22 protein-coding genes are annotated in these 21,752 nt (G+C 58.6%); 7 read left to right on the top strand and 15 right to left on the bottom strand.

Annotation, left to right across the window (positions count from 1 at the left end; all coding sequences use genetic code 11):
* The first annotated feature begins 180 nt into the window (after positions 1-180).
* Complete coding sequence (locus GWR55_RS05480) at positions 181-909, top strand: DUF1080 domain-containing protein (RefSeq protein ID WP_238398661.1); 729 nt, start codon at positions 181-183, stop codon at positions 907-909.
* 286 nt (positions 910-1,195) lie between these two features.
* The gene (locus tag GWR55_RS05475; RefSeq protein WP_162401357.1) at positions 1,196-2,131 is read left to right on the top strand and encodes a catalase family peroxidase; all 936 of its coding nucleotides are present in this window, start codon (positions 1,196-1,198) and stop codon (positions 2,129-2,131) included.
* A gap of 154 nt (positions 2,132-2,285) precedes the next feature.
* Here the strand turns inward: GWR55_RS05475 and GWR55_RS05470 are convergent, their stop codons facing one another.
* Entirely contained in the window at positions 2,286-3,155 is an 870-nt protein-coding gene (locus GWR55_RS05470) for an aldo/keto reductase (protein ID WP_162401356.1), read from the bottom strand.
* A 226-nt stretch (positions 3,156-3,381) separates the two neighbouring features.
* Here GWR55_RS05470 and GWR55_RS05465 point away from each other — a divergent pair, with 226 nt between their 5' ends.
* The gene (locus tag GWR55_RS05465; RefSeq protein ID WP_162401355.1) at positions 3,382-4,020 is read left to right on the top strand and encodes a YbhB/YbcL family Raf kinase inhibitor-like protein; all 639 of its coding nucleotides are present in this window, start codon (positions 3,382-3,384) and stop codon (positions 4,018-4,020) included.
* 205 nt (positions 4,021-4,225) lie between these two features.
* The gene (locus tag GWR55_RS05460) at positions 4,226-4,810 is read left to right on the top strand and encodes an outer membrane beta-barrel protein (RefSeq protein ID WP_162401354.1); all 585 of its coding nucleotides are present in this window, start codon (positions 4,226-4,228) and stop codon (positions 4,808-4,810) included.
* Here GWR55_RS05460 and GWR55_RS05455 read toward each other — a convergent pair.
* Together GWR55_RS05455 and tmk are read right to left on the bottom strand one after the other, a co-directional pair.
* The gene (locus GWR55_RS05455; protein WP_162401353.1) at positions 4,807-6,192 is read right to left on the bottom strand and encodes a cytochrome P450; all 1,386 of its coding nucleotides are present in this window, start codon (positions 6,190-6,192) and stop codon (positions 4,807-4,809) included. The genes GWR55_RS05460 and GWR55_RS05455 overlap by 4 nt on opposite strands.
* Positions 6,193-6,198: 6 nt before the next feature.
* Positions 6,199-6,873: a dTMP kinase gene (tmk, locus tag GWR55_RS05450; RefSeq protein WP_162401352.1), complete on the bottom strand. Its 675-nt coding sequence runs from the start codon at positions 6,871-6,873 to the stop codon at positions 6,199-6,201.
* 129 nt (positions 6,874-7,002) lie between these two features.
* On the opposite strand from tmk, the gene GWR55_RS05445 reads away from it, so the two are divergent.
* Positions 7,003-7,170, top strand: a complete 168-nt coding sequence (locus GWR55_RS05445; protein ID WP_162401351.1) for a hypothetical protein — start codon at positions 7,003-7,005, stop codon at positions 7,168-7,170.
* 66 nt (positions 7,171-7,236) lie between these two features.
* Here GWR55_RS05445 and GWR55_RS05440 read toward each other — a convergent pair whose 3' ends face one another.
* The 5 genes from GWR55_RS05440 to GWR55_RS05420 all read right to left on the bottom strand — a co-directional run bounded on the left by GWR55_RS05440 (position 7,237) and on the right by GWR55_RS05420 (position 11,239).
* Complete coding sequence (locus GWR55_RS05440; protein WP_162403790.1) at positions 7,237-8,235, bottom strand: aldo/keto reductase; 999 nt, start codon at positions 8,233-8,235, stop codon at positions 7,237-7,239.
* A gap of 93 nt (positions 8,236-8,328) precedes the next feature.
* Positions 8,329-8,682, bottom strand: a complete 354-nt coding sequence (locus GWR55_RS05435; protein WP_162401350.1) for a hypothetical protein — start codon at positions 8,680-8,682, stop codon at positions 8,329-8,331.
* Between the two features lie 82 nt (positions 8,683-8,764).
* Positions 8,765-9,568: a hybrid sensor histidine kinase/response regulator gene (locus GWR55_RS05430; RefSeq protein WP_162401349.1), complete on the bottom strand. Its 804-nt coding sequence runs from the start codon at positions 9,566-9,568 to the stop codon at positions 8,765-8,767.
* Between the two features lie 72 nt (positions 9,569-9,640).
* Positions 9,641-10,639, bottom strand: coding sequence for a UDP-3-O-(3-hydroxymyristoyl)glucosamine N-acyltransferase (lpxD, locus tag GWR55_RS05425; RefSeq protein ID WP_162401348.1), 999 nt, complete (start codon positions 10,637-10,639; stop codon positions 9,641-9,643).
* Positions 10,640-10,663: 24 nt separating this feature from the next.
* Entirely contained in the window at positions 10,664-11,239 is a 576-nt protein-coding gene (locus GWR55_RS05420; protein WP_162401347.1) for a hypothetical protein, read from the bottom strand.
* Between the two features lie 203 nt (positions 11,240-11,442).
* Between GWR55_RS05420 and GWR55_RS05415 the strand changes: the two genes are divergently transcribed.
* Positions 11,443-13,260 carry a CCA tRNA nucleotidyltransferase gene (locus tag GWR55_RS05415; protein WP_162401346.1) on the top strand — a complete coding sequence of 606 codons (1,818 nt, stop codon included), beginning with the start codon at positions 11,443-11,445 and terminating at the stop codon, positions 13,258-13,260.
* Positions 13,261-13,322: 62 nt separating this feature from the next.
* On the opposite strand, the gene GWR55_RS05410 is transcribed toward GWR55_RS05415, so the two are convergent.
* The 5 genes from GWR55_RS05410 to GWR55_RS05390 form a co-directional block, all read right to left on the bottom strand.
* Entirely contained in the window at positions 13,323-13,586 is a 264-nt protein-coding gene (locus GWR55_RS05410; protein ID WP_162401345.1) for a hypothetical protein, read from the bottom strand.
* A gap of 317 nt (positions 13,587-13,903) precedes the next feature.
* Positions 13,904-14,677 carry a cytochrome c oxidase subunit 3 gene (locus tag GWR55_RS05405; protein ID WP_162401344.1) on the bottom strand — a complete coding sequence of 258 codons (774 nt, stop codon included), beginning with the start codon at positions 14,675-14,677 and terminating at the stop codon, positions 13,904-13,906.
* Between the two features lie 203 nt (positions 14,678-14,880).
* Entirely contained in the window at positions 14,881-15,675 is a 795-nt protein-coding gene (locus GWR55_RS05400; RefSeq protein WP_162401343.1) for a tyrosine-protein phosphatase, read from the bottom strand.
* Positions 15,676-15,715: 40 nt separating this feature from the next.
* Positions 15,716-16,414, bottom strand: a complete 699-nt coding sequence (gene purQ / locus GWR55_RS05395; RefSeq protein ID WP_162401342.1) for a phosphoribosylformylglycinamidine synthase subunit PurQ — start codon at positions 16,412-16,414, stop codon at positions 15,716-15,718.
* 186 nt (positions 16,415-16,600) lie between these two features.
* Positions 16,601-17,932, bottom strand: a complete 1,332-nt coding sequence (locus GWR55_RS05390) for an alpha-amylase family glycosyl hydrolase (RefSeq protein WP_162401341.1) — start codon at positions 17,930-17,932, stop codon at positions 16,601-16,603.
* Between the two features lie 174 nt (positions 17,933-18,106).
* Between GWR55_RS05390 and GWR55_RS05385 the strand changes: the two genes are divergently transcribed.
* Complete coding sequence (locus tag GWR55_RS05385; RefSeq protein WP_162401340.1) at positions 18,107-18,586, top strand: AI-2E family transporter; 480 nt, start codon at positions 18,107-18,109, stop codon at positions 18,584-18,586.
* Between the two features lie 4 nt (positions 18,587-18,590).
* Here the strand turns inward: GWR55_RS05385 and GWR55_RS05380 are convergent, their stop codons facing one another.
* Positions 18,591-20,381 carry an ABC transporter permease subunit gene (locus GWR55_RS05380; protein ID WP_162401339.1) on the bottom strand — a complete coding sequence of 597 codons (1,791 nt, stop codon included), beginning with the start codon at positions 20,379-20,381 and terminating at the stop codon, positions 18,591-18,593.
* Complete coding sequence (locus GWR55_RS05375) at positions 20,378-21,721, bottom strand: nitrate/sulfonate/bicarbonate ABC transporter ATP-binding protein (protein ID WP_162401338.1); 1,344 nt, start codon at positions 21,719-21,721, stop codon at positions 20,378-20,380. The genes GWR55_RS05380 and GWR55_RS05375 overlap by 4 nt, the downstream gene beginning before the upstream one ends.
* Between the last annotated feature and the right edge of the window lie 31 nt (positions 21,722-21,752).

Here is a 21,752-nt window from a genome sequence, read left to right as displayed (position 1 = left end):
AAAGCCATGCCAATCTTCTTTCGCCCGTTTTACCGAGCCAGTTTCGTTCGTTTTTGTGTGTATGCCGCAGGGGCTTTCAGCATTTTGCCGCTGGCAAAGGCCCAGGAGGTTCCACCCGCACTGGTTTCACCTTCCGCACGTCCGCCGGTGCAAGGGCCGGACGGGAAGATGCTTCCGGGGATGCCAAAGTTTCATGATCCCGCGCCCTATGACATCGACGAGCACACCGGGTTCAAGCAGATCTTCGATGGCAAGACCTTCAGCGGGTGGGATGCAGACCCGAGTATCTGGCGGGTGGAAGACGGCATGATGATCGGCGAAACCTACGAGGGCAAGCCCAAGGGGAATAACTACATCGTCTATCGCGGCGACAAGACGCGGGACTTCGACCTGAAGCTGCAGATGAAGATCGAGAAGGGTGGCGGCGGCGGAATTCAGTATCGCAGCGTGACGGGAATTCCGTGGACGCGTCCGCAGCCGAAGGGCGTGCCTCCGTATGACCTGAAGTTCATGATGACGGGGCCGCAGGCGGACTTCTGGTTCCCGGTGACGGCGACGTCGGCAAATCATACGGGGCAGTGGTACTCCGAGAACACGATGCAGGGCATCCTGGCGTACCGCGGACAGGTGACGGAGGCTCTGCCGGGGCAGCCGAACCGCCTGGTTGCAAACATCGGGGATAAGCAGGCACTCGGCGGTTATGTGAAGGTGAACGAGTGGAACGACTATGAGGTCATCGCGCGCGGGGGCGTGATGATGCACATTATGAACGGCCAGCTGATGGCGGTGTTTATCGATGACAACAAGGATTCGGTGAACAACCAGCCGGGGCTGATCGGATTCGAGATTGAAAGCCAGCCGTCGAAAATCTCGGTGCGAGATATCTGGTTGAGAACCTTCGACAAGTAAGGACTAGGGTGGAGTCGAGCGAGGCAAACCGCCTCATCCCGCACATATTCAGTGCAGCTTCAGCAGGGGAGTGAGATGTTGCGGCGATTGGGTTCGCCCTTGCCGCACGTCTCCTGCTCCTGGGCCGTTCCCTCTGCCTTTGAAGAAGGCTCTCGTCGTTTCTGCTACAAATAAGGAACAATCCTCGTAGTCCGGGCTCAGATTCACGTGGGAACGCGGCCTTTTGCATGCCGTTTTCGAGACGCCATCTTTTACCCAAGCCATTGTGAGATGAAGGAGATTTATCATGCCACTTCCGAACGATGAGAAGCTGATTGCGCTGAGCGAAGAGATCCTGAGTGCATTCGAGAAGGTTTTTGGACCCCATCCCGGATTCAGACCGGTCCATGCCAAGGGCATGATGCTGACGGGCACATTTACGCCATCGGCAGAGGCGGTCTCGCTGACGCGGGCTCAGCATGCCGTGCAGACTTCAACGCCGGTGACAGTGAGATTCTCGGACTCGACGGGACTGCCGCTGGTACCGGACACGGATATGGGAGCCGATCCAAGGGGATTTGCGATCCGGTTCAACCTGGCCGAGCATGTCCATACCGATATCGTGGCACACTCTGCGAATGCATTTCCAGCCACGGACGGCAGGGAGTTTCTGGAATTTCTGCGAGCGGTGACGCAGGAGGACAAGGCAAAGGTGCAGGAGTTTGTCGGGAGTCATCCCAAGGCTCTGGCATTTGTGCAGGCGATTACTCCGCTGCCGGTGAGCTTTGCTCAGGAAAAGTACTTCGGGCTTACGGCGATGAAGTTTACCAATAAGGACGGCGTAAGCCGGTTTGGACGCTACACGATCGCTCCGGAGGACGAGGTGGCGCACTTGAGCGCGGAGGACGCAGCCGCGAAGAGCCCGAACTATCTCTTCGACGAACTGACGGAGCGCCTTGGAAAGGGCCCGATCCGATTCAGGATTACGGTTCAGGTCGCAGAGGATGGCGATGTGGTGAACGACGTCACGGTCCACTGGCCGCAGAATCGCAAGGTGGTTGAGTTCGGCACCCTGGAGCTGAAAGATCCGGTGGCCGATAATGCGCACGAGCAGAAGCAGATTATCTTCGATCCGATTCCGCGCCTGGATGGGATTGAGCCTTCCGATGATCCACTGCTGGAGCTGCGGGCGGCGGTTTACCTGATCAGTGGGCGCAGGCGGAGAGCGGCCCCGGAGCAATAGGAAACCGAGGGCTGAAGAGGCAGTCTTTGTGGGCTGTCTCTTTTGCGGAGCAGAATACTGCGGCGGTGCGGAAGAATACAGGGATTCTTCGCTACGCTCAGAATGACGACGTGTTGAAGGCGGCTTCCCATCTGCTGCTATTACGCTGTCATGTTCAAGCGGCGGCGATCATTCGCGTCAGGCCATCCTGTTCTTTACGGGACTCGGCTCCGATAGTGAAGGCATCCAGCACGCCTGTAGAGAGCCCATAACGGATAGCTTCGGCGGGGCGGTCGCGCAGGTCGCCCTGGCCGAGGATCTTCATACCGACGATGCCTTTGCCATCGGCGCGCATCTTTTGGATCTCCTTGAGGACCGTAGAAGGATCGGCGTCCATGTGAGAGCCGATGGGGTTCAGGCGCACGAGGTCGATCTCGACCCAGGGGGAGGCGGCTGCAGCACGGAGCGCTTCGATGGTATGGCAGGAACAGCCATGGGCACGGATGACGCCCTTCTCCTTTGCCTCCGAGAGCACGTCCATGGCGCCGCGGTAGCGTGTCGTCCAATCGACTTCGGTGACGCAGTGGATGAGGACGATGTCGATCATGTCCACACCCAGCTCGCGGCGATAGCGGTCGAGGTTGCGCCGCAGCCCTGCGGCATCGCGGGTATCGGACTTGGTCATGATGACGACCTTGTCGCGCGGAAGCTGCTTGACGGCTTCACGGACATTGGGATGGCTGCCATAGCTGTCTGCTGTGTCGAAGAAGCGCAGGCCATTCTCGTGGTACCCGTCGAGCAGGAGCTTTGTGAAGGGATTGGATCCCATGCGAGTCTGGTTGGATGCACCGCCAAAGCCAACAGTCCCAGTGCCCATGGCCAGCCGTGAGGTGCGGATGCCGGTCTTGCCGAGGACGACCTCGTCGTGAGCAGTTACTTTTTTGGCGAGCGGCTCAAGACCCAGCACGGAAGCAGGGGAGTTGCTGGCGAGCCAGGCGGCTCCGAGGCCTTTGGCGGAGCGGCGAAGGAAGTCTCTCCTGAGCATAGACACCTCTCTTGCGAGATACGATACTCCTGTAGCGATTCCGGGTGCGAGCTTCGATTCTTCCAATGCAGTGGGGATTTTCATCGAAAAAGGGCATGACGGCTGAACCTCGTTCGATCGAAGAAGATACGCTGATTTGATCAACGAGCTGGTTTTCTGAGACGCGGAACCTGAAGTGCGGCTGAGGCGAGAAGTTTTGTATTTTGAAGCAAGGAGATTTTCGATCATGAACCTGACGAGCAGCAGCTTCAAGAATGGAGCGCCGATTCCCGGAGAGTTCGCCTTTGCGGTGCCGGATACAAAGAATCACGCAGCATTGAGCAAAAACCGGAACCCGCAGCTTGCGTGGAGCGATGTTCCAGAGGGGACGGAGTCGTTTGCGCTGATCGTCCATGACCCGGACGTTCCCAGCAGAGGCGACGATGTGAACAAAGAGGGCAGGGACGTTCCTGCCGATCTGCCGCGCGTGAACTTCTACCACTGGATTCTGCTGGATCTTCCTCGGGGTGCGCGGGAGATTGCGGCGGGCAGCCAGAGCGATGGCATTACGGCACATGGCAAGCGAGGGCCGGCGGCTCCCGGGGGCCTGCGGCATGGTATCAACAGTTACACGGGGTGGTTCGCGAGCGATCCGGCGATGGAAGGGGATTATTACGGTTATGACGGGCCGTGCCCTCCGTGGAACGACTCCATTGTCCATCACTATGTCTTTACGCTGTACGCCCTGGACGTGGAGAGGATTGAGGTCGATGGCCACCTGACGGGCGACAGTGTCGAGAAGGCGCTGGAGGGGCATATTCTTGCCAGGGCGACCCTGACCGGGACTTATACGCTGAATCCCAGGCTGGTGGAGAAGTCTGCTTAGACAGGAAAAGCGCGGGCCGGATAGCGAACTGTCTCGATCAATCGAGGGATTTTAGGGGATCGCTGAAATTTCATGCGGTCGCTCCGATCCTTTTAAAGGAGAACTTTTTCGGCCAGCGGTGTACTGAATCCCCTTGCGCTCGATACACTTGAGTGCATAGCAAAATGTTGTCTCCCGACACCCTTTGAAGTAAGGACCTGTGTAGATGAAATTGTGGTTTGCGGTTGTGCTCTCGGCATTGTTTCTGATTCCTGTCTCTTCTCAAGCGCAGGTTGGCCTTTATGTGAACCCGATCGCTGTTCGAGTGAGCAACTCGCAGCCGGATTCCGGGCCGTTCGCGTTCCTGGGAGACGGCACGACCTCGCGAACCTTCTGGGGGGCCAGCATCGGAGGGTACTACGACCACTTCCACGGCAAGAACGTCGACGTGGGTTTCGATCTGCGCGACGTCTATGTCGGAGCAAACAACGCGCGGCTGAACGACTTTCTGATCGGCGTGCGGGTAGTAGCGAAGAACCTTTCGCCATCGTGGCGACCATACGTCCAGCTCTCCGGCGGTGCAGGCACCACCCGGGCACCGCATACGTCCGTGCGCGTGAGCAGGGGAACATATGCGGTCTACGCCGGCGCAGACTACAAGCTGGGGAGTCATGTTGACCTGAGAGCGATTGAGGTCGGTTATGGCTCGCTGGCAACGATGAGCACTGCTGCGATTGGGAACGTCACTGCCAGCTATCCCTCTTCGAACCTGTTGCAGGTGAGCGCGGGCCTTGTTTTCCGGATTCGCTAGGATCGGTAGCGCGCTGTCAGACCTACCATCAGGGGATCGCGCGGTCGCAGGGTGATCTTTGCCTGCGGAACAGGCGGAGTCGAGCCCAGATACGTCATTCGCCAGCGTGAGGCGATGGTCGCGATGGCGAGCACACCCTCCATCCAGGCGAAGTTTTCTCCGATGCATTGTCGTGAGCCTGCTCCGAAGGGGAAGTAGGTGAAACGATGCCGCGCCGCTTTGGCTTCGACGGTAAAGCGATCCGGATTGAAGCGGAGCGGGTCTGGATAGAACTCAGGGGTACGGCTGACGATGTACTGGCTCATGAAGAAATGAGCGCCCGGTGGGATGCGGTAAGGCCCTAGTGTGACGGGTCGGGTCGATTGCCGGCCCATGGCCCAGGCGGGTGGATAGAGGCGCATGGATTCCGCGAAGACCTGCTCGGTGTAACGAAGCGCGGGGTAATCGGCGAGCGTTGGCAGGCGGTGCCCAAGTACAGTGTCGAGTTCGGCGTGCAGCTTTGCCTCTGCCTCGGGATTCTGCGAGAGCAGGTACCAGGTCCAGGCGAGCGCATTCGCGGTCGTCTCGTACCCGGCGAGAAAGATGGTGAGAACCTCGTCGCGAATCTGGGTATCGGACATGCCGGTGTGCTCGCCCGAGGAGTCGGGTTGCTCATCGCGGCTGCGGATCAGCATCGAGAGCAGATCTCCTTTATCGACGCCTGCGCGCTTGTGTCCCTCGATCAGGCGGTAGACCGCGCGATCCAACCGCTCCCTGGAGCGTCGGAATTTCATGACCCCGGGGATCGGTAGGTGCAGCACACTCTCCATGCGCGGGAAGGCGATGAGGAAGTTATAGATGCCCATGATCGCGTTGACCTCATCGTTAATGCCGCGAATCTCATCGGTGACTTCTGTATCGAAGAGCGTCCGGGCGACGATCTCTAGCGAGAGGGCCATCATGGCGGCGGAGATGTCGAGGGTGTCCCCGTCTTTCCATGCGGCGGCCTGGCGAGCGGAGCTGGCGACAATCTCATCGGCATAGGCGGCGATGCGCTGCCGGTGAAAGGCGGGAGCGACGATGCGTCGCTGCCGGATGTGGAGGGGATCGTCGGAGGTAATCAGCCCTTCGCCGAGCAGAATCTTCATGCGGCGGACGGTGCGCTCTTTGACGAAGGAGGACGCCTGAGTAACCAATACCTCCCCGATGTACTCCGGATCGTTGAGGAAGATGATGGGGGTCCCCATGAAGCGGTAGTGTGCGATGGGGCCATAGGTGCGGTGCAGGTACTCAAAGAGCCGGATGGGCTCACCGAACTTAACCCACGGTTTTAACGCATAAAAGTGAAGCGGATAAGGCAGTCCGGGAGGAAGTCTCCATCTTCTGTCTTTATGATGCGTCATGCCGCATTAGATGACAGGCGCTGGGATGCGGGCTGATACGATCTCGTGAATTCTCTCCTCAATTTGCTCGATGGAGGCATCTTCGCGGAGGGGCACGACACGCTGGGGCTCCCGCTCCGCGATCTCTTCGTAGGCGCGATAGATGCGGCGATAGAAGTCGTCATCTTCGCGTTCAAAACGGTTCTCATCGGGCCCCTTCTGTTGCATACGGCGCTTATTGCGTCCGCGAGCGCGGCGAAGAGAGGCTTCAATCGATGGCAGAAGCAGCAGAGTGAGATCGGGCTGTAGATCGTCGCAGACGGCGCGGTGCATCGTGAGGATGCGCTCACTGCCGAGCTGGCGCCCCGCGCCCTGGTAGGCCTCGGAGGAGTCGGTGTAGCGGTCGCAGAGGACGATGGCGCCCGATTCGAGAGCAGGGAGGATGATCTCGTGGATTGACTGGGCGCGGTCGGCAAACATCAGGGACATCTCGGCCAGCGGAGCAATGGGTCCAAGCGTGGTCTCGGAACGTGAATCGAGCAGAATGGAGCGGATGCGATCGCCAAGAACGGTTCCACCCGGCTGCCGCAGGGTGACGACGCGATGCCCTTCAGCTTCAAGCCAGGCTGCGAGGCGACGGAGTTGGGTCGTCTTGCCGGAGCCGTCGAGGCCCTCAAATGTGATGAAGTAACCGCGAGGCATAACTACAGGATAGCAGCGGAGATCGTAACGGAATTGTTTGGCCGCGAACTGCCTTTGCAGTCAGCGCCAACTCGCAGGAAAGCATCCAACCAGACAGGTACGAAGAAAACGTCAGGAGGAAGAGAGCAGATGCTTACATTTATATGGTTAGCAGTTGCGTTCATCCTGGTGCTCGTTGCGATCTTTGCCTATTCGTCACGAAACAAGAGGAATGGGCAGCCGCCTCAGGAGATTACCGCGACGGATCATGCACTGAATCCGGAACGAAAACGTGCGACAGGAGCAGGAGATGACTGATTCACAGCCAACAGGCGCCGGCGAGGTGTGAGGTGAAAGAATCGCCGCCACCTGTTGGAAGAAGATTCAGCGTGAAGTGTCGATTCTCTGCATGTTGAGCGCGGCGTAGCGGTCGCCCGCTACCTGGTTCTGGGGAATCGCCGCTTCCAGTTCTTTGACCTCACTTGGGGTCAACTGGATCTCGACGGCAGCAGCGTTCTCCTCGAGATATTTTCTCCGTTTTGTTCCCGGAATCGGAACGACGTCTTTCCCTTTGGAGAGAACCCATGCAAGCGCAAGCTGTCCGGGCGTGATGCCGCGGCGCTCTGCAAATGCGCGGACGCGTTCGACCAGAGCCTGATTTTTATCGAAGTTCTCGCCGGTGAATCGGGGATAGCGCTCGGCACGTGCATCCCCGGGAGCAAGGTCAGAGGGCTTATGGATGGTTCCGGTCAGAAATCCCCGACCGAGCGGAGAATACGGCACGAATCCGATGCCAAGCTCTCGAATGGCAGGAAGGATTTCGTCTTCCACATGCCGCTCCCACAGCGAGTACTCCGTCTGAAGCGCTGTAATGGGATGCACCTGGTGAGCGCGCCGGATAGTAGCGGCGGAGGCCTCCGACAGGCCCAGGTACTTTACCTTGCCAGCTTTCACAAGCTCGGACATCGCTCCGACGGTATCCTCGATGGGGACTTCTGGGTCCACGCGGTGCTGGTAATAAAGATCGATGTGGTCGATCCCCAGACGCTTCAGCGAGGCATCGCAGGCGGACTTGACGTACTCCGGCTTTCCGCTGATCTCCCAGTAGGTGGGATCATCCTTTTTGCGAATATTGGCGAACTTGGTCGCCAGAAAGACATCGTCGCGACGCGGGCGGATGGTTCGTCCAACCAACTCCTCGTTGTCTCCAATCCCGTAGGTATCCGCGGTATCGAGGAAGTTGATACCCATATCGAGCGCCCGAAGAAGGGTCGCGGCAGATTCCTCGTCGTTACGCGGGCCATAAAACTCACTCATCCCCATGCAGCCCAGCCCCATGCGGGAGACGACTGCACCCTGTGAACCTAGTTTCACCTGTTCCATGCTCATATCTGGCTTAGATGGCGGCTGCCGGGAATGCGTTCCAATTTCCTCCGGCTGTCGGTAAGCATTGGAGCCCAAATATGTCGATACACCTTAGCGATGGATGGCCGTCTTGTTCTGCCACTCGGTCCCGGAAGGGGTGATGATGATGTGGAGCGGACCTTCGTCTCCTTCTTTCAGCTCGGGGCCGTTGGACTTCTGCTCCTTATTCGCCGCGTCGGTGTATGTCAGGGTGAGCTTGCCTTCTCCGATGATCTTGAAGCGATAGTGGTAGTCTGCCCCGGGCGCAAGGGTCTGGGTTCCGAAGCTGGCGCTGGGGTAATCCACTTCAATCAGCCGCAACTGCTGCGGCGTTCGGTTGGAGACGGTAGCTTCCACGAAGGCTGAGTGGCAACCGGAGATGAGAAACACAGCAGGCAACACCAGAAGGCCGCGAAGAGAACGCATACATCGTTAAAGGTAACAGGCCCATGCCGCCGGATGGTTCTAAACGTCTCCTCAAGATGAGGAGTGCTTGCCGGCCAAAAGATCAAGCGAACGGAGAGGAGCGTTCAAGGACGCGCGCGGTGAGAACGACCCCGGTGCGGGAGTCGTGCAGAGTGATCGGGAAGGCAAGCACGCTCCAGGTAACGTTCTGCTCACCATGACGCGGCAGTGCCAGCAGGCCGCGCCGTGTGCGGTCGATGTAGGTCTCGCGGGTCTGGGCGACGGTCCGAAGAACGTCGCGCCAGTCGCGCATGAGGGTCGGCATCTCGTCAAAGACGCAACGGCCGGGGAACCAGTCACGGTTTTGTCCCAGGTAGTCAGCCGCGGCATCGTTGCAATAGAGCCAGACGCCATGGTCATCGAAGATCTGGACAAGCACATCGGAGCCTATCGCAAGCGAGATGCGCGAATAGAAGAAGTCCCGCGCATCGACGACCACCGGCGATCCCAGCCGCTTGGCCTTAAGCGAGCTGAGCGCGGAGAGGAGATCGTCGACCGAGCTATATCCCTTGAGCAGGTGCATGTCTTCTGCGCCGCCGAAGTGCCGCTCCAGGGTGGCGGAGAGGATGATGATGGGGACGTGAGGGCGGGTCCGGCGCAGGTGGCTGGCGACCTCGGTTCCGAAGCGCCCCGAGCCAAGATGGTAGTCGAGTACGGCAATATCGATGTTGTTAAATGCCTCGGTGGCCTCTTCGATGGTTGATGCGGGAACGCAGCTATACCCATGCTGCCGCAGGATCGCGGTCCGCAGATGCAGATTTGCCGGTTCATCGTCCAGCAGAAGAACCCGAATATCCGGAGAGGTGGAAGACACACTTAGCGTTGTGTTCTCGGGCGGCTCAGCCATCGCTGGATTCTTTGATGCAAAACTTCCGCGCAGGGGCCACGTCTTGCGGCAATTTCGATGCAGAATCAGGCTTCAACCTTTGGATGAGGCTTTGATCTGGCGGAGGAGTTCCGGAAGGCGATTCATCAGAGCAACTACCCGGAGCCACTGACGGTTGTCGATGGCCGGATAGCCGCTGATGACCTTGCCTGATTCGACGTCGCCGGGGATGCCGCTCTGGGCTGTGGCAATGACTCCGTCCCCGATCGTGCAGTGCCCTGCGACGCCCACCTGGCCGGCGAGGATGACATTTTTCCCTACAGTGGTCGATCCAGCCAGACCCACCTGCGCACACAGCAGTGTATCCTCGCCGATGGCCGAGCCGTGACCCACCTGAACGAGATTGTCGATCTTTGCGCCGCGGCCGATTCGGGTCTCTCCGATGGAGGCGCGGTCGATGCAGGAATTCGCCTGTATCTCGACGTTGTCTTCAAGAATGGCGGGACCTGATTGGAGGATCTTGTACCAGCTGCCGTCACTCTGCCGTGCGAATCCGAATCCGTCTGCGCCAACGATGACCCCGTTCTGGAGAATGACGTTGTCCCCGAGACGGCAGTGTTCCCGGACGACCGCGTGGGAGTGCAGGAAGAGATTGTCTCCGGCGTGGACATGGGAATAGATCACGGAGTGGGGAAGCAGGACAGCATTGTCGCCGATCACGGCGTGATCTCCGATCACCACATAAGCGCCCACGTGCGGGTTCGTCCCTAACTTCGCGGACGGAGAGATGACCGCGGTCGGATGGATTCCGGGGGCATAGACGGGCGACTGGTAGAAGAACTCGATGGCGTGAGCAAATGCGAGATAGGGATTGGTAATCCGCAAGGTCGGAGTCGTGATCTCGGCGAATTCCGGATCGACCAGTATGGCCGCTGCCCGGGTGGTGCGAGCCAGAGCGGCATATTTGGGGTTGGCAACAAAGGTGAGGTCACCAGGGCCCGCCGTCTCGATGGAGGCTACCCCGGTTATGGTGACAGAGGGGTCCCCTTTAAGGGTGGCTCCAAGGCGCTGGGCAAGTTCGGCGAGCTTCATAATGGCGATTTTAGCGGAGCCGGTTTAGTTGGGTTTGGAATTTGGAGGAAGGGTACGGAAGAGGTCTTCCTGGAGAGAGACCGTCGAAGTGCCGGGCCCCGGCTTTTTGCGGGAGGGAGTGGTAATGACGGCGAGCAGCTGGAGCTTCGTGATCGAGGTGCGCGGAACGTAGATACGCTGCGTGTTGGAACGAACATCCGGTGGAATAAGGAATAGCCCTGCGTCATCCATGACGTCGTCGAGCAGACTGACGTCGAGGGGAGCCAGGCCTTCCAACTGGTCGGGTTCATTCGCCGGGGTCGATTGTCCCCGAAACGAGAGCCGGACCCAGAGGCCTTCCGTTCGGGGTCGTGCCAGGAAGGTACGGCGCGTCAGGCGCTCCGGATTCACGGTATCGTTCAGGTTGAAGTCCCGTACATAAGCAATGTGCTTGATCTCGGAGAGAGGTACCGCGAGTACATGACCCGACAGGTCGAGCAGGTCGAGCACGCGATCTTTTTCGCCGGCAGAAAAGCGCACAAAGCCGGAGAGCGGCAGATAGCCCGCCAGGGTATCGCCTCGCAGCCGTCTGAGGATCACCTTTTTGTGAGCGGAGGACATGATCTTCTTTGGCGGATTGTCGCACGCAGCGCCGAAGGTATGTCAAAAAAGGTGCGTGAAGAGTAGTCAATTTACCAACGCTGTGTTACATTCAGCTTTTGCGTCTCGCTATTGAGACTATTCTAAACGTTTGATTTTCAGTGGCTTAGACTCCTGCAAGCGAAAATCGCGTTTAAGACCGGCTTGGAGCAAATGCAACCTGTATGGCCGATTACATCTATCTCCTGGAGAACCGGCTTTCGAAGGCGCAGAGAGACGCACTCGAAAAAGTAAAGGAAGTTTCTCGTACAAAAGGGCTTACGCTGTTCCTTGTAGGAGGGGCGGTACGGGATCTAACGAGTGGGTCGCCGGTTCGTGACCTTGATGTAGTGGTTCAGGGAAATGCTCTCAAGCTAAAGAAAGATATAGATAAATCTGGAGGAAAAGTCTCGGGAGAGGCAGAGGCGACCCAGTCGTTCTTTGTGGATTTCCCTGGCAATGTCCGGATGGAGATCGGATCGACGCTCACGGTGAGCTATCCGAAGCCCGGGAAGCCGGTCTACAAGCCCGCGACGATCCTCGAGGACCTGCGTCGGCGCGATTTTACGGCGAACGCCATGGCTCTTTCGCTGAATGAAGGCTCTTACGGCCTGCTGATGGATCCACTGAATGGAGTCGCTGACATTGAGAACCGTGAGCTGCGGCTGGTAAACAACTATGGCTTCATCGAGGACCCGGTCCAGATGATCCGTGCTGTACGGTTCATGGCCCGGCTGGGCTGGCAGATGGACGAGCGCACCCGCAGCCGCTATGAGACGGGCAAGGAGGAAGGCTACATCGCAGCGATGTCAGCCTGGCAGCGTGGATACGAGACCGAGGAGATCTTCTACGAAGAGGAGCCGCTGCGGGTGCTGGGGCGTCTGGAGTCCGAGGGTTGGATGAAGCACCTGAACCCGGCGGTTTCGACCTCAAGGGCCAATGCAAACGAACTTGAGAAGCTGAGAGACGCGCAGCTTCAGCTCCAGATTCATGGCATCTATGCGGAGGCCGCTGCGGCCAATTTCCCGCTTCTGACGGCGAAGATGGCGCCGAAGGAGGTTGCGGCCCTCAAAAACAGCTTCATCCGTAAAGGGTTTGTCCAGGAGATTGACGGGCTTGAAGCCGCAGGCAAGGCGTTCGCTGCGCAGCTTTCGAGCAAGGAGGCGGCAAAGCCGTCGCAGGCCTGGAAGCTACTGCACTCGGCTGCGCCGACGGCCGTGCTTTGGGCGGCGCATCATGTTAAGACCGCCGCTGTTCAGAACAAGTTGAAGAATTTCTATACGGAATGGCCGCAGGCGCGACAGCGCATCCCCTATGTGTTGATGCAGGAGATGCGAATTACTCCTGATTTGCCGGGATATGACGATTTGTTGGAAAAGCTGTTCTTCGAGCTGATGGACAATCACCTGTCCACAACGGAGGAACAGAAGGCCTTCCTGGAGCCTTATTCGCCCCCAGCTCCGCCGCCTCCGGTGAATCTGCGCCGTGCGCGCGGTGCGCGTAAGGAGCCAAAGGCAGGCAAGGGAAGAAAGAAGGCTGCCTCGGCAAACGAAGAGCCGGAAGGTGGAGCAGCAGGGATTGACACCCCGGGTGCGCTTGAGAAGCCTGATGTTCTTGCTGCGAAGCCTGCCAAGCCCGCGAAGCCGGTGAAGGCCGCTACGAGTAAGACACCGGATCGGGCAGCTGCGGCGAAGAAGGCTCCTCTTCCGCCCGGAAAGACTGCCGAGAAGAAGCCTGCGCCTCCGGCGAAGAAAGCCGCACCAGCCAAGAAGTCTGCCCCGCCTCCTGCAAAGAAGACGCCTGCCAAAGCTGTCGTGAAAAAGGCCGCACCGAAGAAAGAGGCCAAGAAAGCGCCTGCAAAGAAGCCTGTTGCCAAGAAGGCTCCAATCGCAGCGAAGAAGGTCGCCCCGGCCAAAAAGGCTGCAGCGAAAAAGCTGGCGGCGAAGGCTCCTGCGAAGAAGGCAGTAGCAAAGAAAGCGTCTGCCAAGGCGAAACGGAGATAAGTTTCTCTCTAGTCAAACGCAGTACAGGGATCCGCGGCTCTGCTGCGGATTTCTTTTTTTGGCTAATGCTTCTGGTAACTGCGGAGAATGGCTATGACCGCCAGGATCAGCAGGCCTGCCGAACTGAGTCCGAAGATCCACTCGCTGAGCTGGGTGATGACTGTGTAGGACGAAGGGACGGTGGCTCCGCGCAGACGGATCCAGTTGATCGTGCGCACGATCATGGTGACGGATGCGATGAGGGAGCCTACGAAGCTACAGCCCAGAACAAGCCATGCGAACTTGAGGTTGGAGCTAGGGATCTGTCTTGTTGGGGATTCGTCCACGCCGGAAGTGTACCTCAACTGGGATGATGACATTGAGATCGGCTACTTGGTCTCATTCTGAGCGAAGCGGAGCGTAGTCGAGCCGTATTTGGGATGTTGGTGGTTCGTCCTCGCTGGAAAGGAGGGTGACTGGCCCGACAAAATGCGGGAGGGATCTCCACTGCGACTCTTCGGGCCTCCAGTCGAGAGGGTACTTCTTCTGAAGGTAGGGGTATTTGCAGGTACGGGGTGCTCTCGAAACTCACCTTAGCTTTGCCGGGCATGGTGCAGTGGCTTTGATTGGGGAACCAATCTGGAGTCGCCGAGAGTGATTTCTTTTATTGGAAGAACGCCAAAAGTGCGAACAGGAAGACCCAGAAGATCCCCATCGTGTGCCAATACCAGCCAGTGCAGTCCACCAGGATCTGGCGTGTCTCAAGCTGGCGCGAGACATAGAGTGCGATGAGGGAGGCGCCGAGGGCTCCGATGCCGAGGAAGAGGTGGAAGGCGTGGGTGTAGGTGATCAGGTAAAAGAAGTGGCTGCTCGGATTTGAAGCAAAGAAGACGTGCTGGATTCCAAGTTGTCTCCACGCCTCAGCCTGTCCGACAAGGAAGAGGAGGCCGAGAACCGTGGTCGCTGTCAGCCAGGGAAGCGCCCGGCGGGTCAGGGGCTTTCCCAGGCCAAGCCACTCGTCCATGACGTCATTTTCGCGAAACATGGTGCGCCGGGCGATCTCCATGGTGACAGAACTTAACAGGAGTACAGCGGTATTGAGCCAGAGAATGGGCGGAATCGCGGTCGGAAGCCACTCGTTGATGTAGCGGTTATAAGCGTCGATGTGGCTGGTGCTTTGGGCAACGAAGAAGGCGCTGACAATCGCCACAAAGAACATCGTATCGCCGGCAAGAGCGAAGAAGAGACCCAGCCGGGCGCGACCGAGCTTTTCCCTTGGGCCACGCCGACCGTGCGGGCGGTCGTTCCAGTTATCATTGTCGCCACCACCGCCAGTGCGTTTATCAGTCGGAGGACGACGGCCATGTCCGCTATCGTGATCGTCGAGACGGCGCTTTTTCTCCCACTCGGTATTGATTGGCGTGATAGTCGATGGCATGGGCGCCTCTTTTTACGGAAAAATGCCCTGCTGACAGCTTACTCCCTTTGACGCTGAAGACGGACCTGGGATTCCTGTAGATCGGAAGAAAAGTCCTTTCTGCAGGTTCCTCTGACCGCTATCCGGTCAAGGTAAAGGTTTTTGGGTGCTTTGGATAGATTTGGGAGAGTGGATGCCTCGTGCGGATGAACCTGCCGGATCGATTAGCGCCCAAACAAGCGCTGCCACCAAGTGCGCGAGACGGTTTCGTCTTCGTAGAGGCCCAGGGCTTCCATCTGAGGTTGCAGCGGTTTGTTCGTGAAGGCAGCAAGGGGATTGGAGACACAGAGCAGGTGGGCGTAATCGGAGCCATACTTTTCAGCGACCAGTTCCATGGCCTCGCGCATACGTGGAGGACGCGAAGTCGTATTGTGGGCGTCGGTCGCCAGAAAATGAACCCAGCGTTTGGAAAGAAGTTCGTAGGCGATCCGCTGCGCGGTTTTGCCCATTCTTCCGGTCACTGATCCGGCAGTCACCTGAACCAGCACGCCGCCGCGCAGCCAGGCTTTGAGGCGGGACAGGTCTTTCTGGAGAGAAAGGTTGCGTTCGGGGTGGGTGAGAATGGGAACCAGTCCGTCGAGCTGCATCTCGTAGAAGACTTCATCCAGCGAAGGGGGCAGGGGCTGGTCCGGGATTTCGACGAGCAGGTAGCTGCCGCTGTTCAGCGAAAAGCGTATTGGGTCTTCGTGTGCCTGCCGGATGTTGTCGTATGAGGTATGAAAATCACAGCCGCGGCCCAGGGTGATGGGAATGTTCTCCCGATGAAGATGCTGTTGCAGTTCTGCGATCTTCGCCGAGACTACGTCTGGGTTGTAATCGTAGTAGCTATTGGAGTGCGGAGTGCAGGCGATGTGAGTGATGCCGTCGTCCGCAGCTATCTGCGCCATCTCAAGGGACAGCTCCAAACTGTTTGAGCCGTCGTCCTGATCCCAGAGAAGATGATGGTGGATATCGATCATCGCTGTCCGTTGAGTACTCTGCTTGTTGCGGAATGCGTGGTTATCGCGTCAGCGCGAGGGAGTCTACCATGGAACGAAAGAGCAGCAGGCCATCGGCTGATCCCAGCAGACCTTCGCTGGAGCGATCGGGATGGGGCATCATTCCCAACACATTGCGGCCCTCATTCAGTACACCGGCGATATTTTCGAGCGATCCGTTCGGGTTGGCGTCCGGAGTAATTTTTCCTTCGGGTGTGCAGTAGCGGAAGGCGATGCGGTCTTCCGTCCTGAGCTTTGCCAGCGTCTCCGCGTCGCAGACGTAGTTGCCTTCCATGTGGCCGATGGGCATCTGCAGCACGCGGCCACGCTTGATTCCATGGGTAAAGGGAGAGTCGGCGGTCTCGGTGCGCAGATGAATCTGCTTGCAGATGTAGTGCTGATTGGCGTTGCGCATCAGGGCGCCGGGAAGCAGTCCCGATTCGCAGAGGATCTGGAAGCCATTGCAAATGCCGAAAACGAGCCCGCCATCGTTCGCGAACTTGATGACGGACTGCATGACCGGAGCGAACTTCGCGATGGCTCCAGTACGGAGATAGTCGCCGTAGGAGAAGCCGCCTGGAACCAGGATGGCATCGCAGCCTTCAAGGTCCTCAGAGGCATGCCACAGGAAGGTGACGGGCTGCTCGATGAGGTTCTCGATGACGTTGAATGTGTCGTGATCGCAGTTGGAGCCCGGGAAGACCAGAACGCCGAATTTCATAGGTTAAGGATAGCATTCGGGCGGTGTTGTCTGTGCGGGGCAAGGGTGTTGGCACGAGCATCCTGCGAAGAAAAGCAGATTCCTCGGCTTCGCTCGGAATGACACATGGCTCGGGTGATGTAGCCCTCTCTTGACTCTCAGGGGCAATTCTTTGCATTCCCTGCAATGATTCCCCTCCTCTAACGATCACTCGAAGACTGGGGCATAGACACAGTAGCCGCGAGGTGGTGCGGGGAACTCGGCGTTGCCCTCTCCGTCGGTGGTGCGTTCGTCGGGGTGGGCGACATCGTGGCCATCCCAGGCTACGGGTTTGAACTTCCGGTTGTGCCACTGTGTTTTGACGGCGGTGCCGGACCACTTGTCGCCGAGGTTGTTGAGGACATAGATGCAGCCGGTCTTACCTTCGAAGCCACCGCGCTGCAGGATGTAGAGATCGGGGTCGGCGTGGAGGATGCAGGCTTCACCTCCGACGTAGCGATGATGTGCGTCGATGAGGGCGTCGATTCCGTTTGGCGTTCCTGGGCGGTTGAGGCCGAGGTTGTAGTAGTCGTACCAGAAGATGCAGGGGTAGCCCTCGTTCATGAGGATGAACGAGTAGGCGAGGTTCTTGTCGTTGACGATCTCATTGCCGCCCATGTCGTGGTTTTCGACGAAGGTGACTGCATTGAAGGGCCGTTCGGCAACGACAGAGCCGTCGCTGGTGAGATTGCGCAGATCGTACTTCAAGGTGTCGCAGACATCCTTGAGTTTGTAGCGAAGAGGGAAGTCAAAGGCGGCGATCTGGTTGTCGGTGACGGCGCGGACCTCGTCGAGCCAATTGCCGATGTCGTCGGGGCCAGACCAGTACTCGCCTACGACGAAGGGAGTGAACTCCTTGCCGTCGCGCTCGTAGCGATACTTCGCAAGCAGACCGATCATCCAGGCTCCGTATCCCTTGGCGAAGTCGAAGCGGAAGCCATCAAAGCCCAGTTCTTCGATGACCATGCGGGCGTACTCGAACATGGCGGTGTAGACGCGGGGATTGCGATGGCACAGGTGAGGGAAACCGGCGAAGTTTTCGCCTTCGATCATTACGCGCTCGTAGCGCGACGGGTGAAAGCAGTTCCAATCGCGTGGAAAGCGGCCGGATTTGGGATTGAACTTTGTCCATCGCTTCTGTCCGTCAATCGGGTTGACCTCTTCTTCGTCGGCGCCAGAGTTATGATTGATCACCATGTCAGCGTAGGCGCCGATGTTGTTTTCACGAAGGACCTTGATCAGGTTTTCCAGCTCGGCGCGGTTGCCGTAGAGGGTCTTGACTCCTCCTTTCTGGTCGTAGTCTCCGAGATCGAAGTAGTCATACGGATCATAGCCGGGGGAGCGGGCCTCGGCACCCTTGCAGATGGGCGGCAGCCAGACTGCATTGATCCCTGCTTTGCCAAGTTCAGGAGCTTTTTCCGCCAGGAAGTTCCACCACTCGCCCTCTTTCTGCTCTTTGATAGGGCAATCCCAATAGAATGCCTGCATCATAACGGCCATGACTGCGTCCTTCCTTTCGTATCAATGCGTGCTGCTTTCCTGTTTCTCCGGTGGACTGCCGCCCAAGTCTGAGACAGATTTTGGCGGATCTCCAAGTTTGGCGTAGGTTATCTCTCGAGAGAGGAGTTTTCAGATACTGTGCGTCAGATGCAGCAGAGGAATGATCAGGTTGGCATGAGTACGCCAGCGAGCCCTCCGTCGACAATTCGTACCGCGGGCACGGCGCTGGTCAACTGGTGGCGCGCCGCTACGCTCGATTGCCTGATTGTCGGAGTGCTGTGGCTGATCGGGCTTGAGCTGATTCGCGTTCCGCTGGCGCCGTTCTGGGCTCTGCTGGGGGCGATCCTGCAGATCATTCCAACCTTCGGCGGGATGATCGCTTTGATCGGGCCTGTGCTTTCGGTGGCCTTTCAGGGATCGGAAGACTGGTGGCGGCTCGGGCTGGTGTTGGGGCTGTATGGCCTTATCGCGATTCTAGAGGGCCTGGTAATCGGGCCTTATGTACTGCACCGCACCACTCGCGTCCCCTGGTGGGCGGCGTTTCTGGGGCCGATTGTGCTGGGCATTGTGATCCCATTCTGGGGAGTGCTGCTGGCGCCTCCGGTTCTGGCTGTCGTCTTTGCGCTGCGAGATCGTCACCGGCGAAGCCAGTAAGGATCTAGCTGCTCATCTTGTAGCGAGTCTCCGCCAGACGATAGAGAGGACGCCATGCGAGGCGATTGATCGTAACCACCATCATGGCCATCACAATCGTTGCAAGCAGCAGGATCTGGAACTTTCCCGAATCGGTGGCGGCGCTGATGACTGCTCCCAGTCCGAGGGTCTGCATCGTGTGATTTTCCAGCCGGAAGTATTCGGCAATAATGCTGGCGTTCCAGGCTCCTCCGGAGGCGGTTACCAGTCCGGTGATCAGGTACGGAAAGATTCCGGGCAGGATGAGTGTCTTCCATCGTTGCGCGGTCGTGAAGTGGAATAAGGTGGCCACTTCGCGCAGATCCGTAGGGATGGCCATTGCGCCCGCGATGACATTGAACAGGATGTACCACTGTGTTCCAAGCATCATCAACAGGATGGAGCCGATTCCAAGGCCGCCTCCGATACGAATCAGGGCCATCAGGACCACAGGGAAGAGTGCGGTTGCGGGAACAGAGGCCGCGATCTGAGCGAGAGGCTGTGCGATGCGTGCGAGACGCGGATGGAAGCCGATCGCCACGCCTGCGGGGATGGTCCAGGCGGAGGCGAGCAGCAACGCCGTGTTGACACGCAGAAAGGTAGCAAAGGCCCCAAGCAGAATCTCGAAAAACTCGGAGCGCGTGACCTGGTGGAGCAGGGACAGGGCGTGCAGCGCAGCATAAAGGACGCCACCGACGACAACGGCAAGAGCCAAGGCGCGGAGAGTGGCATTCCAGCGCTCGCGGCGCCGGCGGTCCGATGCGGTCAGACGACGCGAGACTTCCGTATCCCGTTGACGATTCTCCGCGAGCTTTTGATAGATCGACTCGGCAAAGGGCTCGATGGTGTGTTGCCGCAGGGTGCGAAGACCGCGAGAGTGCTGCAGAAGGTGAAGCAGGGGAGAACGAACCCGGGAGGTCGTTTCGACCTGCTCAAACTTGAATTTGTCGCTCCAGGCGATGACCGGCCTCCAGAGCAGTTGATCGGTCGCCACGATGATTGCAATCATCGTGAACAGCCCCCAGATGATGCCACGAGCGTTGCCGGTGCTTGCGGCGGTCTGCAGGTATGATCCCAGTCCCGGAAGCCGGAAGTCGCGCGATCCGAGCACGAACATCTCGCAGGCCATAAGGAAGAACCATCCGCCAGCGACGGACACCATGGAGTTCCATACCAGACCAATGGCGGAGTAGGGAAGCTCAAGCTCGACCAGTCGCTGCCACGGTGAGAAGCGATAGATCGTTGCAGCCTCGCGAAGCTCCCGCGGGATGCTTTTCAGAGAGGAGTAGAAGCTGAAAGCCATATTCCAGACCTGGCCGGTAAAGATCAGGAGAATGGCTCCCATCTCAACGCCAAGCTGGCGCGAGGGGAAGAGAGCGACCATCGCCAGCATCACTCCGGGAAGGAAACTGAGGACAGGGATGGATTGCAGGATGTCGAGGCCGGCGATCATCAGGGCCTCAACGCGGCGGTTATAGGCGGCCGTATAGCCGTAGCCGATGGCGAAGAACAGGCTGAGCGCATAGGCCAGCCAGATGCGTACAACGGAGTAAAACGCATACCGCGGAAGGGCGCGAGGGCTGAGCGAGATGGCGATCTGGGGCATCGGGTGCCCGAACCAGTAGCGCGCCAGCTGGACGACGGCGTAGAAGCAGGCCAGGGCGATTCCCGCCACGCAGAGGTCGAGCACGAATGGCCAGCTTCGGCGCAGCGCCTGCGACCGGGCCAGAGTCTCCCGTCCACGGACATAGCTGAAGCTGTCCGGAAGCTGAATCACGCTTTGATCTCCGTAGCGGTGATTGATTCGCCCTCGTGTTCAGGCTGGATAAAGCGGCGGCGCGAGGCGTCAAAGTCGAACAGCTCGGCGTAACGACCCCAGTTGATGGCAGTCTCGAGCTGTCGAATGGTTTCATCTTCGCTGAACTGCTCATCCAGCATGTCGTGAAAGAAGTCTTCGGGGACGGTCTTGTCGCTCTTGGCTTCGATAGCGCGAACGATCTGCCGCAGCAAAAGCACATTTTCCACGGCCGCAATGCGGAAGAGCTCCTTCTGACGGAGGATCTCGGAGTTGGCAAACTCCGCTCCTGTAGGAGTGATGACGGCATCGCCCTCGGTGACCTTCAGGAAGCCGAGAAGCTGCGCAGCGTCGACGATGGGCAACAGATCATCGATCTCGAAGGCCAGATCGTCAGCGAGTTTGTAAATGTCGTCTTTGCCGTTGTGGTCGAGCAGGATTTCAAGCAGACCGGCGATACCGCCCGGACGCGCATGCGGCAGCATCTGGTAATGCATCTGCCGCTGGTCGCGGACAGGACGACCCTCCGGGGTCAGCGGAAGGGCCGGAGGCTTTGCCTCGGGCTGGGTGAGTACCTTGTAGATGTAGTCCACGAGCTGCGTGAATGCCGCGGTCTTGCGCTCGCGCGGATGGGCAAGCGCCACCTTGAAGTCAGTACGAACGTGTCCCGGATTCCGGCCCAGGACAATAATCCGGTCAGCCAGAAGCACCGCTTCTTCGATATTGTGCGTCACAATGAATATGGCGCGCGTGGGAATGGTCTTGTTCTGCCACAACTCCAGCAGTTCACTGCGGAGGTTTTCTGCGGTAAGAACGTCGAGGGCAGAGAATGGCTCGTCCATGAAGAGCACTTCCGGCTCGACTACCAGTGCGCGAGCAAATCCTACGCGCTGGCGCATGCCTCCGGAGAGTTCCTTGGGGTACGCCGTCTGGAAGCCGTCGAGACCGACGGTGTCCAGCATCTTCAGGGCTCGTTTACGGCGTTCGGCGGGCTCCATGCCTCGTGCCTTGAGAGGAGCTTCGACATTTTCTACGACCGTGAGCCAGGGAAAGAGCGCGAAGCTCTGGAAGACGATTGCAACATTCACGTCCGCCTCGGCAACCGGCTTTTCGTGCCAGTACACCTGCCCCGCCGACGGAGTGGACAGGCCGGTCAGCATGCGCAGCAGGGTCGATTTTCCCGAGCCTGAGGGGCCAAGCAACGCGACGATCTCACCCTCACTGATGGACAGGTCGGTGGGCGAGATGACCTGGATCCGGTTCTCGCTCGGCTGTGCATAATATTTTTCGACCTGTTCGGCGCGAATAATGACTTGCTGCATAGGAGTATGGTTTCAGATGAAGATGATGTAA

The sequence above is a fragment of the Edaphobacter sp. 12200R-103 genome, from assembly GCF_010093025.1.
Taxonomy (GTDB): domain Bacteria; phylum Acidobacteriota; class Terriglobia; order Terriglobales; family Acidobacteriaceae; genus Edaphobacter.
This window is presented reverse-complemented; position numbering and strand designations above follow the sequence as displayed.